The 16182-nt window shown below is 44.1% G+C and carries 20 protein-coding genes and 1 riboswitch; of the genes, 12 read left to right on the top strand and 8 right to left on the bottom strand.

Annotated elements, in window-relative coordinates; translation table 11 throughout:
* The first annotated feature begins 30 nt into the window (after positions 1–30).
* The 4 genes from yunB to V8G47_RS07260 all read left to right on the top strand — a co-directional run bounded on the left by yunB (position 31) and on the right by V8G47_RS07260 (position 4654).
* Positions 31–795: a sporulation protein YunB gene (gene yunB, locus V8G47_RS07275; protein ID WP_336199523.1), complete on the top strand. Its 765-nt coding sequence runs from the start codon at positions 31–33 to the stop codon at positions 793–795.
* Between the two features lie 79 nt (positions 796–874).
* Positions 875–1057, top strand: a riboswitch (Lysine riboswitch).
* Positions 1058–1172: 115 nt separating this feature from the next.
* Positions 1173–2735, top strand: a complete 1563-nt coding sequence (locus V8G47_RS07270; protein WP_336199522.1) for a Na+/H+ antiporter NhaC family protein — start codon at positions 1173–1175, stop codon at positions 2733–2735.
* A gap of 283 nt (positions 2736–3018) precedes the next feature.
* Positions 3019–4545, top strand: a complete 1527-nt coding sequence (locus V8G47_RS07265; RefSeq protein ID WP_336199521.1) for a sodium-dependent transporter — start codon at positions 3019–3021, stop codon at positions 4543–4545.
* 1 nt (position 4546) lies between these two features.
* Positions 4547–4654 (top strand): methionine/alanine import family NSS transporter small subunit, encoded by a 108-nt coding sequence (locus tag V8G47_RS07260; RefSeq protein ID WP_082197501.1) that lies wholly within the window; start codon positions 4547–4549, stop codon positions 4652–4654.
* Between the two features lie 39 nt (positions 4655–4693).
* Here the strand turns inward: V8G47_RS07260 and V8G47_RS07255 are convergent, their stop codons facing one another.
* Entirely contained in the window at positions 4694–5695 is a 1002-nt protein-coding gene (locus V8G47_RS07255; RefSeq protein WP_442970806.1) for a M23 family metallopeptidase, read from the bottom strand.
* Positions 5696–5914: 219 nt separating this feature from the next.
* Between V8G47_RS07255 and lipA the strand changes: the two genes are divergently transcribed.
* A complete protein-coding gene (gene lipA / locus V8G47_RS07250) occupies positions 5915–6832 on the top strand; it encodes a lipoyl synthase (protein WP_336199520.1) in 918 nt (305 codons plus the stop codon).
* Between the two features lie 82 nt (positions 6833–6914).
* On the opposite strand, the gene V8G47_RS07245 is transcribed toward lipA, so the two are convergent.
* The gene (locus tag V8G47_RS07245; protein WP_336199519.1) at positions 6915–7631 is read right to left on the bottom strand and encodes a YhcN/YlaJ family sporulation lipoprotein; all 717 of its coding nucleotides are present in this window, start codon (positions 7629–7631) and stop codon (positions 6915–6917) included.
* 103 nt (positions 7632–7734) lie between these two features.
* Here V8G47_RS07245 and V8G47_RS07240 point away from each other — a divergent pair, with 103 nt between their 5' ends.
* Positions 7735–8010, top strand: a complete 276-nt coding sequence (locus tag V8G47_RS07240; RefSeq protein ID WP_044338154.1) for a YutD family protein — start codon at positions 7735–7737, stop codon at positions 8008–8010.
* A 42-nt stretch (positions 8011–8052) separates the two neighbouring features.
* Here V8G47_RS07240 and V8G47_RS07235 read toward each other — a convergent pair whose 3' ends face one another.
* Together V8G47_RS07235 and V8G47_RS07230 are read right to left on the bottom strand one after the other, a co-directional pair.
* A complete protein-coding gene (locus V8G47_RS07235) occupies positions 8053–8361 on the bottom strand; it encodes a hypothetical protein (protein WP_034763749.1) in 309 nt (102 codons plus the stop codon).
* 71 nt (positions 8362–8432) lie between these two features.
* Positions 8433–8702, bottom strand: a complete 270-nt coding sequence (locus V8G47_RS07230; protein ID WP_336199518.1) for a DUF3055 domain-containing protein — start codon at positions 8700–8702, stop codon at positions 8433–8435.
* 136 nt (positions 8703–8838) lie between these two features.
* Here V8G47_RS07230 and V8G47_RS07225 point away from each other — a divergent pair, with 136 nt between their 5' ends.
* The 3 genes from V8G47_RS07225 (at position 8839) to V8G47_RS07215 (ending at position 11005) form a co-directional block, all read left to right on the top strand.
* Positions 8839–9276: a DUF86 domain-containing protein gene (locus V8G47_RS07225; RefSeq protein WP_336199516.1), complete on the top strand. Its 438-nt coding sequence runs from the start codon at positions 8839–8841 to the stop codon at positions 9274–9276.
* A gap of 133 nt (positions 9277–9409) precedes the next feature.
* Positions 9410–10174, top strand: coding sequence for a TIGR01457 family HAD-type hydrolase (locus V8G47_RS07220; protein ID WP_336199515.1), 765 nt, complete (start codon positions 9410–9412; stop codon positions 10172–10174).
* A gap of 579 nt (positions 10175–10753) precedes the next feature.
* Complete coding sequence (locus V8G47_RS07215) at positions 10754–11005, top strand: helix-turn-helix domain-containing protein (RefSeq protein WP_336199514.1); 252 nt, start codon at positions 10754–10756, stop codon at positions 11003–11005.
* On the opposite strand, the gene sda is transcribed toward V8G47_RS07215, so the two are convergent.
* Positions 11002–11133 carry a sporulation histidine kinase inhibitor Sda gene (gene sda, locus V8G47_RS07210; RefSeq protein ID WP_336199513.1) on the bottom strand — a complete coding sequence of 44 codons (132 nt, stop codon included), beginning with the start codon at positions 11131–11133 and terminating at the stop codon, positions 11002–11004. The two genes, V8G47_RS07215 and sda, sit on opposite strands and share 4 nt — an antisense overlap.
* Positions 11134–11410: 277 nt before the next feature.
* Positions 11411–11911 carry a phosphatidylglycerophosphatase A family protein gene (locus V8G47_RS07205; RefSeq protein ID WP_336199512.1) on the bottom strand — a complete coding sequence of 167 codons (501 nt, stop codon included), beginning with the start codon at positions 11909–11911 and terminating at the stop codon, positions 11411–11413.
* A 231-nt stretch (positions 11912–12142) separates the two neighbouring features.
* On the opposite strand from V8G47_RS07205, the gene yutH reads away from it, so the two are divergent.
* Positions 12143–13144 (top strand): spore coat putative kinase YutH, encoded by a 1002-nt coding sequence (gene yutH, locus V8G47_RS07200; RefSeq protein WP_336199511.1) that lies wholly within the window; start codon positions 12143–12145, stop codon positions 13142–13144.
* 77 nt (positions 13145–13221) lie between these two features.
* A complete protein-coding gene (locus V8G47_RS07195) occupies positions 13222–14184 on the top strand; it encodes a 2-hydroxyacid dehydrogenase (RefSeq protein WP_336199510.1) in 963 nt (320 codons plus the stop codon).
* Between the two features lie 54 nt (positions 14185–14238).
* Here the strand turns inward: V8G47_RS07195 and V8G47_RS07190 are convergent, their stop codons facing one another.
* Positions 14239–14475 (bottom strand): NifU family protein, encoded by a 237-nt coding sequence (locus V8G47_RS07190; RefSeq protein ID WP_034763763.1) that lies wholly within the window; start codon positions 14473–14475, stop codon positions 14239–14241.
* Between the two features lie 187 nt (positions 14476–14662).
* Between V8G47_RS07190 and V8G47_RS07185 the strand changes: the two genes are divergently transcribed.
* Positions 14663–14989: a YuzD family protein gene (locus tag V8G47_RS07185; RefSeq protein WP_336199509.1), complete on the top strand. Its 327-nt coding sequence runs from the start codon at positions 14663–14665 to the stop codon at positions 14987–14989.
* A 98-nt stretch (positions 14990–15087) separates the two neighbouring features.
* Here V8G47_RS07185 and V8G47_RS07180 read toward each other — a convergent pair whose 3' ends face one another.
* Positions 15088–16155 (bottom strand): NAD(P)/FAD-dependent oxidoreductase, encoded by a 1068-nt coding sequence (locus V8G47_RS07180; RefSeq protein ID WP_336199508.1) that lies wholly within the window; start codon positions 16153–16155, stop codon positions 15088–15090.
* Positions 16156–16182: the final 27 nt, after the last annotated feature.

Genomic DNA, 16182 nt, shown 5'->3' with positions numbered 1-16182 from the left:
ATACAAATAGCTTGTAAGGGGGGATTTTTTGTGTCTAAGTTCAAAACCTACAAACCCCGAAGAGGAGGTCCGCTGCCTTTTCGTCATGTCATGATCATTACGTTTCTGTTCTTTATGATTTCAACTGGATTCGGATTGTGGATCATTAACAAAGGGTTGAAGCCGACTCTCCTTGCGTATGCCGAGACACAGACGAGCAGGATCGGTACCCTGGTGATTAACAAAGCCATCAATAAGAAGATTGCCGATGTTCTGGATATTTCGGATATAACCGAAGAAGTGAAGAATTCAGAAGGAGATATCGTTTCATTTAAATATAATACACAGACGATCAACAGGGTCCAGGCAGAAATTACGAATCTTGTGCAGCAGAACCTTCAGGAAGCAGAAGCCGGGAATATAGAAAACCTGGAGTTTCTCACTGAGGTGGAAATTGATGAAGGGAAGTCGAAAACATCGAAGGGCATCACCTATTCCGTTCCATTGGGGCAGGCAACGAACAACGTACTGCTCGGAAACCTGGGGCCGAAAATCCCGATCCGCTTTCATTCCATAGGTGACGTGCGTTCCGATGTGAAAACGACGGTGGAGCAGTTCGGGATCAATAATGCAGTTGTGAAGGTATTTGTGGAGCTTGAAGTGAATGTGCAGATCATCATCCCGTTTGCAACCAAAACCGAAACGATCAAGCAGGATATCCTGGTTGCCATGGGTACCGTGCATCTGGATGTACCGCAATTTTACAACAATGGTGGAGGGGAATCGAGTCCTTCCATTGAAATTCCCACAAATTAGTCAGGAAAAGAAGTTGTCAAAAGAATGATAGTTTGTTATATTAATAAAGAAAATTTTATAACACACCACATCATCAGTCCGATGGGGTAGAGGCGCAGGGTTCAAGAGTAATCTGTTCGAGGATGACAACGGAGAAAACAGATGAAAGGGAATCTTTGCCGAAGTAAATATGCTTGTCAATGGGATATTTGCTGGGGTTGTCTTGAAGAAGGATAACACTGTCATTATAGGGAAATCTCTATAATGGGGAGCTACAGATCGTGATGGAGCACTTACGTTACTAACAAAGGTAATGATAGTTTCTCTATCGTTGCCTTTTTTTATTATCCTCTATCATGCTACGATGGTTCCCCCCTATCAAATAGGAGGAGGACACTATGGAAAACACGATTTACTCATTATTACCACCCTTTTTAGCCATTCTTATGGTTATCCTTACGAGACGGGTTCTACTTTCACTGGGAGTAGGGATCGTCGCATCTGCCTTTTTGTTGGCAGACTTCTCAATTACCAAAACATTCAGCTTTATGTGGGACGCCTTTAAAGGTATCTTTGTCGCAGACGGAGGACTTAACACCTGGAATGTCTACATTGTTTTCTTCTTACTCATTCTTGGTATCATCACGGCATTTGTGAACATTTCCGGCGGGAGCCGCGCATTCGGTGAATGGGCGATGAAACGTGTGAAGACAAGACAGGGCGCACAGCTTCTTGCTGCGGTACTGGGTATCATCATTTTCATTGACGACTATTTTAATGCCCTTGCTGTCGGACAGGTTTCAAGACCCATTACCGATCGTCACAGAGTCTCACGTGCTAAATTAGCCTATATCATTGATTCAACATCGGCTCCGATCTGTGTCGTTTCCCCGATTTCAAGCTGGGGAGCATACATCATCGGGATCATCGGCTCCATTCTTGCAACACACAATATCACGGAGTACACGGCATTTTCAGCATTCATTCAAATGATTCCAATGAACCTTTATGTATGGGCGGCAGTACTGCTTGTCGTCATGGTTGCCTATAAAGGACTCGACTTCGGAAAAATGAAAGAGCATGAAGTAAGGGCCCTTGAAACGGGAGATCTTTATGATCCAGGCAAAGAGATTCCCGGTGAATTGAAAAATGATCTTCCAGTGAGCTCAAAAGGCTCGGTAGGCGATCTTGTCTGGCCGATCGTAGCCCTAGTAATTGGGACTGTTTCCATGATGCTGTGGACTGGGTATCAAGCGGTGGGATCATTTGACCTGCTGCCGATTTTTGAAAATACGGATGTAACCAAATCCTTATTGTATGGTGGATTATTCGGACTTCTTATTTCCCTGATTTTCTTCCTTCGTCAAGTCAGCTTGAAAGGAATTGAAGCGAGTGCGATCGGGACAGCCGTAGTGGAAGGTATCAAGTCGATGCTGCCGGCTGTTTACATCCTTATCTTTGCATGGACGATCGTGACACTCATCGATCAGCTGCAGACGGGTACGTATCTTGCAGGCCTTGTTGAGCAATCGAATCTTCCGATGCAGGCACTTCCTGTCATCTTATTCCTGGTTGCCGGCATCATGGCATTCTCAACGGGGACGTCATGGGGATCGTTTGGTATTTTACTGCCGATCGCAGGTGAAATTGCTGCAGCTTCAGACGTGAGCATCTTACTTCCTGCCATGGCAGCGGTATTGGCCGGATCTGTATTGGGTGACCACTGTTCACCTATTTCCGATACAACGATCCTTTCTTCCACAGGAGCGGGAAGCAACCATATCGATCACGTGCTGACACAGCTTCCGTACGCGATCCTCGGTGCGGTCGTTGCAGCCATCGGTTACCTTGTTTTGGGATTCACCGGCAGCACCATCCTTGGTCTCGCTGTTGTCATCATTTTGATTCTGGCCTTTGCCTTTTTATTCGGTGAAAAAGCAAAGCCGGCATCTGCAGAGTAATTCATAATAAAAACCAGGAGCCATCAGGGCTTCTGGTTTTTTTATGGAATCCCACCGATCTGCCCTCCTGATCCTATCGTCTCCCATTCTCCAAAATCCGACAAAATTCTTATAGTGAAATAGTACTGTAGAAATTTGGTGAATTTCTCATAAAATCACTAAAATAAAGCTTTGACAATTGTCCCGGAACTAGCTATACTGACTTTAGATTATAAATAATCTGAAAATATAAAAATTTCAAATACCTCGTGGGGGTAGTTGGAAAGAACTAGGGGGGGACAGCATGGAGAAACGTGCACAGTTTGGGACAAGGGCAGGATTTATTCTGGCCGCTGTCGGTTCAGCAATCGGACTAGGGAACATTTGGCGTTTTCCGGCAGTAGCGTATGAAAACGGCGGGGGAGCATTCTTTATTCCTTATTTATTCGCTCTTCTAACAGCAGGTATTCCATTATTAGTACTTGAATTTACAATTGGTCATAAGTACCGTGGTTCAGCACCGTTATCTTATTTCCGTCTTAATAAGAAAACAGAATGGCTTGGATGGTGGCAGGTAATCATTGCATTCGTCATCTCCACCTATTATGCCGTCATTATCGCATGGGCGATGTCGTACAGTGTTTTTTCTTTCAATTTAGGCTGGGGGAAGGATACAGAGACATTCCTGTTCAATGATTATTTAAAACTTTCTGTGGACGCGGGTCAGACGGGCAGTGTGGTTCCCGGGGTATTCATCCCGCTTGTGATCGTATGGGCCGTTACACTTGGCATCCTCTTCAAAGGTGTAAAGAAAGGAATCGAAGTAGCGAATAAAATCTTTATTCCAGCACTTGTTATCTTATTCTTAATTATTGTTGTTCGCGCTTTAACGTTACCTGGTGCAATGGATGGTCTGGATGCATTCTTCAAACCGGACTTCAGTAAAATTGCCGATCCCGGCGTGTGGGTGGCGGCATATGGACAGATCTTCTTCAGCTTATCCATTGCCTTTGCCATCATGATTACCTACTCAAGTTATTTGCCGAAGAAATCGGATATTACGAACAACGCGTTCATCACAGGGTTCAGTAACTCCGGATTCGAACTATTGGCAGGTATCGGGGTATTTGCCGCACTTGGTTTCATGGCACAATCACAAGGTGTGTCAGTGCAGGATGTTGTAAGTGGCGGTGTTGGACTGGCGTTTGTTGTCTTCCCGCAGATCATCAACGAATTCCCGGCATTCAACGAAGTCTTTGGTTTCTTATTCTTCGCTTCACTTGTACTGGCCGGTCTGTCTTCATTGATTTCCATTTCGGAAACGTATGTGGCAGCCGTTTCTGAGAAATTCGGAATTTCCCGTAACAAAGCGGTACTATTCGGTGGCGGACTTTCAGCTGTCGTTTCCATCCTCTTTGCTACTCAGGGTGGTCTGTTATTCCTTGATGTGGCGGATTACTTCATCAACCAATTCGGAGTGGCGTTTGTCGGATTAGTGGAAGTGGTCGTGATCGCCTGGTTCCTTCGCAAGCTGGGGGCATTCCAATCCCATGCGAATGGAATTTCGGATATCCAGCTTGGTGCATGGTGGAAAGTATGTTTAGGCGTCATCACACCAATCGTACTTGGTTGGATGATGTTCGGATTATTCAAGATGAATTTACTAAAAGAATTTGAAACGGAAACTGGCAACTATGGAGGTTATTCTGATTCTTTCATTCTGTACAGTGGATGGTTTGTAGCTGCATTTGCCATCATTGTAGGAGTGGCTTTCGGATTTAAACACTGGCATGCCAAGACAGAAGCCGATGGCTATAAGGAGGTAAGCTAACATGACTGGTAGCGCGATTACTATGATGGTTGTAGGAATGGTCATCATTTGGGGTGGATTAGCAGCTAGTATCATGAACGCTGTTTCCAAATCGAAGAAACAGGTATAAAGAAAGAAGCAGACAGTGGAATCCCCATTGTCTGCTTTTTTAATGTTTCTTGCTTTTGATCCTGTCCAGGCGTTCCCACATTCTTAAATGAGAGTATGGATCAAAGGACCATTCAGTCAGGCCATTGTCCTTATACATTCCATAATGCAAATGCGGTGGGAATTTCCCTGACGTTCCCGGAGGTCCATATCCTGAGCTTCCGACACCGCCGATCACCATCCCCGGTTCAACGACTTGTCCGACTTGAAGATCTTTGGCAAAACCACTCAAATGGGCAAAATAATGGTACGTGTTATTAATGTCACGTATTCCGATACGCCAGCCTCCATACCGATTCCAGCCCTTCATCTCGATGATGCCATATGAAGTCGCCCTGACTGGAACACCGTAGTCAGCGAAGAGGTCCGTCCCTTCATGGATCCGTCTTCCACCCCATCCGCGGGCATCTCCCCAGGTGTTCCGGTAACTATAGTTAAATCTCAGGGGAAGCGGAAAGGCTTTCTGATTGAGATGGATCGTTCCGTACTGTTTATATATTTTGGCATTTCCCATGATGATGCTGACGGTTTTATCCCGCTTGTAATAATCCCAGAGGGCAAGCTTGAAGTTGTCGTGATCAATACCGTAACGAAGGATAAAGTCGGTTAATGCGGCAAGTTTATCTTCATCACTTTTCAGGCTGGCTTTCCCGTCATGATCCCCGTCCCGGCCGATTCCATTGAAAAGAGCGATCGTTTCAGGGTTGTCATCATCGGCGTGGGGGTTCAAAGGTCCGACCCACTTTTCAGGCTCCATATAAATCGAGATGAAAGAGGATGGCTTTTCCCTGTCTTTCCGGGCGAACCTTAGACTGCGTTCGTACTGATCAATGGCAGCCAGGTAGTACCAGGGAATCTGAGTCATAGCCTCGCTCTTCTGGAACAGTTCCATTCTTTTTGTGTGTATCTGCTCATCTGTCAGCTTTTCTGCTGCGAAGCTCTGACAGGGGCTTATCGTGAAGAAGAATGCAATGCAGAATACCAATCGTTTGTACAAAATCATCCCTCCATTTTTAGGGGCCTATCTGTAGTTTGTATCGTTATCAGGGATTCATAATCATCAATAAATGGTAATAGGGCATCACATGCTTGTTTTCACTTTTTTAGTATGATAAAGTGACAAAAGAAGTATATTGATGATGGCTTTTTTTACATAGGATGAACGAGACAACGTTTCACTCTTTGCCTAAGTCAGAATTATTTAGGATTGGAGATGAGGGGTATGAGTAAGAAAGATGAACACATTCGTAAACCGGATTGGCTTAAGATTAAGCTGAATACGAACGATAATTATATGGGTCTTAAAAAAATGATGCGGGAAAACAATCTTCATACAGTATGTGAAGAGGCCCGTTGTCCTAATATTCATGAGTGCTGGGGAACGCGACGTACGGCTACTTTCATGATCCTGGGTGACATTTGTACACGTGCCTGCCGTTTCTGTGCCGTTAAAACAGGACTTCCGACCGAGTTGGATTTGAAAGAGCCTGAACGAGTAGCGGATTCCGTACAACTTATGAACTTGAAGCACGTCGTCATTACTGCGGTTGCACGTGATGACCTGAAAGACGGCGGTTCACAGGTCTTTGCTGAAACTGTCCGTGCTATCCGTCGTAAGAGTCCGTTTACATCCATCGAAGTGCTGCCTTCTGATATGGGTGGTGTATTTGATAATATCAAGACATTGATGGATGCTAAGCCGGACATCATGAACTACAATGTTGAAACCGTTCGCCGTCTGACTCCAAGAGTTCGTGCCCGTGCGACTTACGATCGTACATTGGAATTCCTCCGCCGTGCGAAAGAATTGAATCCAAATATTCCTACGAAATCGAGCATCATGGTCGGTCTCGGGGAAACGAAGGAAGAAATTCTCGAAACAATGGATGACCTTCGCGCCAATCATGTTGATATCGTGACATTAGGTCAATATCTGCAACCATCGAAAAAGCATTTGAAGGTTCAAAAATATTACCATCCTGATGAATTTGCCGAACTTCGTGAAGCGGCAATGGAAAAAGGGTTCAGCCACTGTGAAGCAGGCCCACTTGTTCGTTCTTCTTACCATGCCGATGAGCAGGTGAACGCAGCAGCGAAAGCCAGACAAGCTAAAGGTGAGCAGGAAGTACAGAACGCATAATTTAGAGAAACACAAAAGGACTGACCTGAAGGAGAAGCTCTCTGACAGTCAGTCCTTTTTGTAGCAGATGGAGATTATACCATCAATCAGTTAGGTCATTACGTTTCTGACGGTCCATATTGATCTTATGGGTATCGTCGTCACGCATTTCGTATTGATCAGACGTCATTTCACCATTCGAATTTTCACCTGAGCTAACGTTTCTTCCTTGTGGGGAATCTTTAAGCATCAAGTTGATGGTATCGTCTATGGCTGTATTCGCGTTTTTGCTGTCACTATCCATTTTGGCCAGGTTTTCAACATTACGCATTAACGCTTTGTCATCGGTCACATAGACGTGGTACCAGCGCGGAATGACGGACATGGCTGTTTTCTTCACCTGATCGGCGACTTCGAAGCGTCCTTCTTTATCTTTTTTGTCGGTCACATAAGAGACCAGAACCTCTTCATCAGTCACCAGGGTAGAGCAATCCTTCACGTCAGGAAGTGCGACACTCATTTTGCTGATGCTGTCGGCTACCTGCTCTCGATTGATACTGTACATATCCTTCGTGGAAATGTTTTGACCACCGGTAGGGCTCTTCTGCTGTCGGACATAACCGAACTCTTCCCCGCGGTGTGCCCCTTTTTTGGTCCAGCCATTTTCGTTATACAGGTCTTCCCTGTCACTTACGTTAATGGTATTCCCGTTGTCGTGGAACATTTCCTCATTGGCCGTGTCGATGCCATTACATGCGGTCCCGATTAGTGTAATGCCGAGGACCGTTGTACCTAAAAGTAATTTATTCAACTTAAACACCCCCTATTTAGTAGGGTGACCATCTCTTATGGTAATTTTTCATAGTAATTAATGGACAATCCGTTATAATTTAAAGTAAGGAAACGAAAGTGGGTGGACAGAGGTGATTTGTGTGCAGAACACGTGCTACGAAATCGTCGAGGAATTCAGGGACGGATTCAACGAGGAAGCTTTCAAGGAAAGATATAGCGATATCTTAAGCAAATACGATTATATCCTGGGTGATTGGGGATACGGACAGCTCCGATTGAAAGGATTCTTCGATGATCACAATCAAAAGGCTTCTTTCGACACAAAGGTGAGTACTCATAAGGATTACTTATATGAATACTGTAATTTTGGGTGCGCTTATTTTCTCGTGAAGAAAGTCAATAAATAATGGTGAAAGGAACAAACGATGATGTTCGTTTGTTCCTTTCTTTTACTTATTTTCAGTATATGGCGGTTCTTCATTCACATCCGGGTCGGCATGAACAGGATGTGATCCGGGTTCCTGACGCGGTATATCCTGATGCAGGGATTTATTCTCGTAGTTGAAGGCGCTATAATACCGTTGGCCTTCTTCCCATGGGGTACTCTTGTTTTCGACAGGTGTATGCTTACCTCTGGGTGCACCGTAAGGACCTTCCGGAAGTGTTTCGGGGACGAGGAAATTACGGTATGTTTCTACATTAGAGAAGTCACTGTATTCTTCGTCTTCTTTGTCATAGGATTTCCGGTCTTTGCTCATTTTATCTCCCACCTTTCATACCTTAGTATGTGAGCGGGAGGTGGAGTTCATTCTCTCAGGGGATATCCGGATCAAAGAATGATTTCACCTAAGAAATCCCTTAATTCATCCGCTTCTTCCCCGGTTAATTTAAATACACTCTCAACATATCCGGGTTCATCAAGGTCATCCCTTCCCATGATGGCAAATCGACTGCCCTGAAGGTCCAGTACCAATGACTTGCCGTAATAGCGTTCCGTTTGGGTGATGGCCAGGTCGTACCGCTGATTTTCCCCCATGAAACTCACGAATCGCGTCCGTGTATTTTCTGTTTCATCATATAAATAAAAACGTTCACTCATCACGATGTCCTCCTCTTATAATCCTTCCTTCATCATACCAAACTGAGAGGGGAATTGCAGGATGTACCTGTATGGCTCAGGTGAAATTATGTTAAAATAAAGTGTCAGGTTATTGTTGAAGAGAGAGGTGAGCATCATGTATTTCGTAGACAGGGAAAAGATTGAAGAAATATTGGTCTATATGGATGAGCAGCTAAACATATTCAGCCGTCAAGTACAGTGGAACGCTACTCTGGAAAAGTTGGCGCTTGAAAGGGTTGCCCACGTCATCATTGAATCCATCCTGGACGTAGGGAACAGCATGATCGATGGATTCATCATGAGGGATCCGGGAAGCTATGAGGATATCATCGATATTCTTCTGGATGAAAAAGTGATCACAGACAAGATGAGCGAAGACCTGAAACGCCTCGTCGGACAGCGTAAATCACTGGTTCAGGAATATACAACCATCGATCACAAGCAATTACATACCATCCTGGAAGAAGTGTTCCAAACACTGAACCAGTTCCCGTTACAGGTCCGAAACTACCTTGAAAATGAACTGGGACCCGTTTCGGCATTTAAAAACTAAACGCATTTGACAGCGCTTTCCTTCGTGAGAAGCGCTGTCTTATTTTCTTTAGAGAGTAACGTACTACAGCGGTCTTCATAGCGAAGCAAATAGAAATATTGGACATACTAACTACACTAAATGGAGGTAGATGATGAAAGAGTATAAAGGGTATTTAATCGATTTGGATGGAACGATGTATAAAGGAAAGGAGAAGATCGAAGAAGCGGGGGATTTCGTGAAGCGGCTGCAGGATAAGGGCTTGCCCTATCTGTTCGTGACGAATAACTCTTCAAGAAGACCGGAACAGGTGGCGGAGAAATTACGGTCATTTGATATACCCGCAACGAAGGAACAGGTATTTACGACATCGATGGCGACGGCACAATATATGGCGAAAGAAAAGCCTGGAGGAACGGCCTATGTCATCGGCGAAGAAGGAATACGCTCAGCACTTGAAGAAAACGGCATTACACTGCGGGAGGATAAGCCGGATTTCGTGGTGGTGGGTATTGACCGGGAGATTAGTTACGGGAAATTATCACTCGCTTGCCTAGGGGTGAGAAACGGGGCAACGTTTATTTCGACGAATGGAGATATCGCGATTCCCACTGAAAGGGGATTGCTTCCGGGGAATGGTTCCCTGACGTCTGTCGTGACTGTCTCCACCCAGACCGAACCGATCTTTATCGGCAAGCCCGAGTCCATCATCATGGAACAGGCGTTGTCTGTTTTAGGAGTAGCAAAGGAAGATACCCTGATGGTGGGGGATAACTATGATACAGATATCCTGGCCGGAATAAATGCAGGACTCGATACGCTCCTTGTGCATACAGGGGTTACGACAAAAGAGGCGTTGACTCAAAAGGATATTCAACCTACCCATACAATTGAAACATTGGATGAATGGGATATATAAAATAAAAAAAGTGGAGCCTTTCACAGCCTCCACATCTTTCATGCCCCTGCTGAGTACTCAAATAGAAGAAAATGTCTTTAATTAGTCATATATTCATAATAGACAACACACGTTTGTATAAGTAAAATAGAACTAGTGTGAAAAGAAGTAAACAAAATACTATTTATACTAATGGGGGACTTTTGTAGGGGCCCTTTTGGTAACAATATCTATGCCTCTATAGATATTGTTGTAAGAATAAGTAGTAGGTACATAAATTATACTCCTGATGAATGATTTGTTTTTCCTCTAACTAACGTTAACTTTCCATGACGCATATTTGAGTACCCAGAAGGATCATGAAGGCGAAGAATGAAATAAGTGAAATTTTTTAAAAAATCTTTCGAAATTAAGTGTAAAGGTATCCAACTAGGGTAAACATCAAAGGTAGTAGGGGACTATTAGCGTTGATACCTTTTCAATTTCTAACTATTCTTTACGAATGCATACAACTTTAAGAATGAAAGTCATTGTTTCTTAGCTTGATTTTCGAAACATTCCACGTCATTTCTAAAGAATTTTTAAAAGGGTAGTGAGGTAATGAGTATTACAGTTACAGGACTTGTCGGAAAGAAAATAAGGCACCATAGAAGAGCAAAAGAAATCACTATACAAGAATTAAGTCGTATATGTGGACTAACGGTTAATTATATTTCGTTGATTGAAAAGGGAGAGGCGAACCCGTCCCTGAATAAACTATTTGCCATCGTATGTGCCCTGGAAGTCCAATGGGAAGACATTATGCCGACCTGCGAAGAGCACGAAGAGATCTACAATCACACGATTCTTTAATGAACTAATTTTCTCTTTTTCATTTCTTGTTCGATCAGAACGATGAATTCATGACTGAGTTTTAACTGTTTTGCTTTCTTATATGCATCGATAAGGGCTTTGTCACTCAGGAGCTGGATTCGTTTCACCTCATTTATTCCACACGAGTGTAATATGTGAAAATCTGTCTTCTCTCATACAAGTGATAGCCTTTATTTGGTGTTTATATGTATCGAAGTTCTGAGTACAACTATATGGATGTTAATTACAACTATAGTTGTAATTATATAAAACTATCCATTAATGTGCAATCATTAAGTTAGTTAAATGGATCTATTAGGGATAAAGATGATATGTTTTTTTTTGTAACTTCTCACACTAAAAAATCAGACGACCCTGTCGTCTGATTTGGATACTCATGACCCCTCATTCTGCGCACTTTGCCCGGTGTGCCAGACGGCTAGAAGCTGCTGCTGCGATGGCGCCTACAATATCATCCAGGAAGGTATGGCACATACCTGATGATTTATCATTCAATCTCTCCAGGATCCCCGGTTTCTGCTTATCAATATATCCGTAGTTCGTGAACCCGATCGAACCGTATACATTCACAATGGAAAAGGCCAGGATTTCATCCACACCATATAATCCTTCATCTACTTCAACAATCGCCTGCAATGGCTCCGCAAGCATCTTTTTCTCAGCTAATATATCAAGTTGAATACCTGTAAGTATGGCGTTCTGTACTTCGCGTTTCGTCAATACACGTTCTACGTTATAGACACATTCCTTCAGTTCAAGGTCGGGATGATACTTCTGCTGAAGGTACATGACTAATTGAGCGATGTCTTCTATTTCCACTCCTCTTTCATGCAGCCATTTACGTGCCGTTTTCTCTAATAAATCCATTGACTCTTTATCCTTCATCTTATTCACCTTTTCCTTGGAGAATTATAAAACCCCTATTTCGATTAGACGAAGCCTTGTTTTACTCATATGATTCCCAATTGAAAAATAGACATAATAATAGCTTCTGTTCTCATTCTTGCCCATCCATGGATTTCGATATTCAATTTGCGTCCAAATGATGATCCCGGATCGCACATTTAGCACATGAATGATGAAAAAGAACGGTCATTAAAGATAGGAGAGGTCGGTATGTCTCAAGAGATTCTAATGAACCATTTTGGGTTGCATCCTGAGCGGGCATTCTTCGATGGAATGATGGATCGATATATGGTCGGGGGATTAGTATATAGTATTGTGGGTGTATCGAATATGGAACAGGAAACCCTGGTGGAACTATATAAATTAGCAGAACACCTGAAAAGCTCCGGGGACCGGCATGTGTCGACCTTTGTCCAGAGCAATGAGGGGAAATTCCTCGTGGTGGAGAAGGATAAAGACTATGTCGTCCTTCGAAATGAAGGCATAGAGTCCCCGCCTTATCATAAGCTCGGCCGAAAACTAAGCAAATTCCATTTCAGGGGACGGACCTTCGAAGAGAAAGTGGAAAAAATAAATCGTATGGGACAGTGGAAAAGTCTGTGGGAAAAGAGGATGGCCCAACTGGAAAAAGCCTATTATCAGGTCATTCAGGACCAGCCCGCTGACGAGTTTGAACGGCGGTTTGTCGAGAGTTATCCTTATTATAGTGCCCTTTCGGAAAATGCCATTCAATACCTGGTCGACACGGAGCTTGATGAAGACCCGAAGGCGGAGGACGCCGGAACGATCTGTCATGAACGGTTTCTCGAGTCCACATGGGGGACAGAAATGTGCATACATTTCCCATTTCAATGGGTATTTGACCACTGCAGCCGGGACATAGCCGAGTGGGTGAGGGAACGATACTTCATGAGAAGCCAAACGTTTCATCCTGAGCTCAAGGAATTCCTGAAAGAGTATGAGTCGATTACACCCCTTTCTTCTTTTTCATGGAGGTTGTTGTATTCCCGACTATTGTTTCCCCTGCATTATTTCGAATGCATCGAAGAGTACTACATTTCACAATCAGAACAGAAGAAAAAGACAGTCGAGGAGAAACTGGAACGCTATTTAAAGAATTCACACCAATACGAAGCGTTTCTGGCAGACTTTTACCATATGTCCGAAGTGCCGGTGAAAAAGTGGGGAATTCCCCTCATAACGTGGCTGTAATCCAATCCCCCAAGATGGGATGTGCCTTCCCTTTTATGCTAAACTGAAGAAAAGAAAAGTGAAGGCAGGGGATGTATATGAAGCCATTTGTCTATATTACGAGGAAGCTTCCTGAGGCCGTGGTGGCCCCATTGAATAGTGATTTCGAAGTGGAGATGTGGGAACGGGAGGATGCCCCGGTACCAAGGGACACCCTTCTGGAGAAAGCAGGGAAAGCGTCTGCTTTACTTACCATGCTGTCGGACAAGGTCGACGGGGAACTCTTACACAATGCCACCTCTTTAAAAGTTGTGGCAAATCTTGCGGTGGGCTTTGATAATATCGATCTGGAAGCGGCAAAAGAAAAGGGTGTCACCATCACCAATACACCCGATGTACTGACGGAAACAACGGCGGATTTAACGTTCGCCCTCCTGATGGCAACCGCACGACGAATCGTAGAAGCCGACAGGTATATTAAAGAAGGAAAGTGGAAAAGCTGGTCACCACTTCTCCTTGCCGGAATGGATATTCATCATAAAACGATGGGGATCGTTGGAATGGGAAGCATCGGTGAAGCGGTTGCGAGAAGGGCGAAAGGATTCAATATGGAAGTGCTGTACCATAACCGTTCGCGTAAACCCGAAGCTGAAGAGACACTTGGAGTCCAGTATGTGTCATTCGATGCTCTTCTTGCCCAATCGGATTTCGTGGTCGTCCTGGCCCCTTTAAACACGGAAACAAAGGGGATGTTCCAGGAAGATCAATTCACTAAGATGAAGGAAACAGCGATCTTCATCAATGCAGCACGTGGAGCCATTGTCAATGAAGCGGCCCTCGAGCAGGCGTTAAAGAGGGGGGATATCGCAGGAGCCGGACTGGATGTATTCGAAACCGAACCGATTAACGAGGACCATCCTCTTCTTCAGTTCGATCAAGTCGTCGCCATCCCTCATATCGGAAGCTCTTCCAAGGACACCCGCCATGACATGATGACCCTGTGTGTAGAGAACATACATGCCGTCCTTAAAGGGGACAATCCGAAAACAGCGGTGAAGTAAAAGAAAAAAATCCTGAATCCACTAAAGGATTCAGGATTTGAGGCAATAGCTCGATTAGAATACTTGCTCTACTTCAACGATACCAGGAACTTCTTCCACCAATGCGCGTTCGATTCCTGCTTTTAATGTGATGGTTGAACTTGGGCAGCTTCCGCAAGCACCAAGAAGGCGCAATTTCACAATGCCATCTTCAACATCTACAAGTTCACAATCTCCACCATCGCGAAGTAGGAACGGACGTAATTTATCTAATACTTCCTGAACGGGTGCAATCATTTCGTTTTCAGCCATAATTATCTACTCCTTTCCTTACTATCTATTATAATGACATATTCGCAAAAAATCTATCAACCTGCAAATGATTGGGCATTTCTTTTTCAAGAAATGTTTCCCATTCCGTTTCCAGAAAGAAAATGGTTCCAACCTTGCTGCTTTTTTTGTAAAATAAACAAAAGAGGGGAACAAGGGGGAGGATCATATGGAACGTAAGCCGGTTGAACTTTACGTGTACGGGGCAGAAATACTTTGTCCAAGCTGCGTGAACTTACCATCATCGAAAGAAACGTACGAATGGCTTGAGGCTGCAGTGAGCAGGAAATATCCAAATCAGCCATTTGTCATTAAATATGTGGATATCCACAATCCGCCGGAAGAAGAATCTGTCAGACAATTTGCCATGAGGGTAATTGAAGAGGATATGTTCTATCCCGTCGTACTGTTGGAGGGGAATGTGGTTGGTGAAGGCAATCCCCGTTTGAAGACGATATACTCAGAACTTGAGAAGTATGGATATAAGGCGGTTTGATCAATCTTGGTGGAGAAAGGCTTTCTATAGAGGAAGCCTTTTTATTGTGGGGATCATGCGCATAAAAAAGAACCGCCCAACGAGCGGTTCTTTTTACATCAACCATTATGATATTTATACATCCACAACACACCGGATTTCAACAAACGGGCGACCCGTCCTGTGATGGAGCGCTCGTTCACCAGTCCGAAACCATGTTTCTTTCCAAGTGAACCAAGGATCCCCTTAAGCTTGATCTTTGGCAGTTCTGCCGGAAGCTCTTCGTTATTCCAGCGCTTCAGTAAAATGGTTACGATTTGTTCTGCCTGTCCTTCAGCAAGTTGTGCACTTGGAGCTTGAGGAAGGCTTGCGCAGTCACCGACCACATACACGTTCTCATCCTGTGGCAGGTTATGATATTTTGTCAAGATGACGCGACCGCTTGCATCCTTTTCCACATCCATATCGCGAACGACCTTGCTCGGCTGGATTCCGGCAGTCCATACGATGGCATCACAGAAAATCTGTTCTTCGTGGTTATGCAGTGTATTTGGTTCCACTCTTGTAATATTGGAATTGTTCACGATTTCTACGCCATTTTCGTCAAACCAGCCGTGAACGTAAGAACTTAGACGTTCAGGAAAGGCATTAAGAATGCGTGGTCCGCGGTCAAATAATTTTATTTTCAAATCAGAACGGCTTTCCCTAAGCTCACTGGCAAGTTCAATCCCGCTTAAGCCTGCGCCGACGATTCCGACGATTGAACCCGCTGGAAGATTACACAGGGTCTGATACGTCTTACGTGATCTTTCAATCGTTTGGATCGAGAAAGTATGTTCATCTGCACCCGGTACATTATGATATTTATCCTCACACCCAAGCCCGATGACAAGGTCGTCATAAGGAACGGGATCCTGATCTTTCATACGAACGAGTTTGTTCTCCATGTCCACGCCTGAGATATCTCCGTATACATAGGATAACCGTGCATGTTCCGGGAATGATACGCGTACATGCTGATCTGAAATCGTACCGGCAGCAAGCGCATAGTATTCTGTCTTCAGACAGTGATAAGGATTTCTGTCAATCAGGGTAATCGATACATCTTCAGGTAATTGGTTGGGTAACAAGCGAAGAAGGACGCGCATGTTCCCATATCCTCCGCCAAGCTGAACTAATTGTTTCATGGAAATTTCCCCTTTTTGCACTCTACA

Origin of the sequence: Rossellomorea sp. LJF3, assembly GCF_037046045.1 — a bacterium.
Classification (GTDB): Bacteria; Bacillota; Bacilli; order Bacillales; family Bacillaceae_B; genus Rossellomorea.
The sequence above is the reverse complement of the archived record's forward strand: the minus strand, read 5'-3'. Positions and strand labels throughout refer to the sequence as shown.

Bases quoted from the DNA above. Each gene is read 5' to 3' on its own strand.
- V8G47_RS07270 (WP_336199522.1), top strand. From the start codon at position 1,173: ATGGAAAACACGATTTACTCATTATTACCACCCTTTTTAGCCATTCTT.
- V8G47_RS07265 (WP_336199521.1), top strand. From the start codon at position 3,019: ATGGAGAAACGTGCACAGTTTGGGACAAGGGCAGGATTTATTCTGGCC.
- V8G47_RS07260 (WP_082197501.1), top strand. From the start codon at position 4,547: ATGACTGGTAGCGCGATTACTATGATGGTTGTAGGAATGGTCATCATT.
- V8G47_RS07255 (WP_442970806.1), bottom strand. From the start codon at position 5,695: ATGATTTTGTACAAACGATTGGTATTCTGCATTGCATTCTTCTTCACG.
- lipA (WP_336199520.1), top strand. From the start codon at position 5,915: ATGAGTAAGAAAGATGAACACATTCGTAAACCGGATTGGCTTAAGATT.
- V8G47_RS07235 (WP_034763749.1), bottom strand. From the start codon at position 8,361: ATGAGCAAAGACCGGAAATCCTATGACAAAGAAGACGAAGAATACAGT.
- V8G47_RS07230 (WP_336199518.1), bottom strand. From the start codon at position 8,702: ATGAGTGAACGTTTTTATTTATATGATGAAACAGAAAATACACGGACG.
- V8G47_RS07225 (WP_336199516.1), top strand. From the start codon at position 8,839: ATGTATTTCGTAGACAGGGAAAAGATTGAAGAAATATTGGTCTATATG.
- V8G47_RS07220 (WP_336199515.1), top strand. From the start codon at position 9,410: ATGAAAGAGTATAAAGGGTATTTAATCGATTTGGATGGAACGATGTAT.
- V8G47_RS07215 (WP_336199514.1), top strand. From the start codon at position 10,754: ATGAGTATTACAGTTACAGGACTTGTCGGAAAGAAAATAAGGCACCAT.
- V8G47_RS07205 (WP_336199512.1), bottom strand. From the start codon at position 11,911: ATGAAGGATAAAGAGTCAATGGATTTATTAGAGAAAACGGCACGTAAA.
- yutH (WP_336199511.1), top strand. From the start codon at position 12,143: ATGTCTCAAGAGATTCTAATGAACCATTTTGGGTTGCATCCTGAGCGG.
- V8G47_RS07195 (WP_336199510.1), top strand. From the start codon at position 13,222: ATGAAGCCATTTGTCTATATTACGAGGAAGCTTCCTGAGGCCGTGGTG.
- V8G47_RS07190 (WP_034763763.1), bottom strand. From the start codon at position 14,475: ATGGCTGAAAACGAAATGATTGCACCCGTTCAGGAAGTATTAGATAAA.
- V8G47_RS07185 (WP_336199509.1), top strand. From the start codon at position 14,663: ATGGAACGTAAGCCGGTTGAACTTTACGTGTACGGGGCAGAAATACTT.
- V8G47_RS07180 (WP_336199508.1), bottom strand. From the start codon at position 16,155: ATGAAACAATTAGTTCAGCTTGGCGGAGGATATGGGAACATGCGCGTC.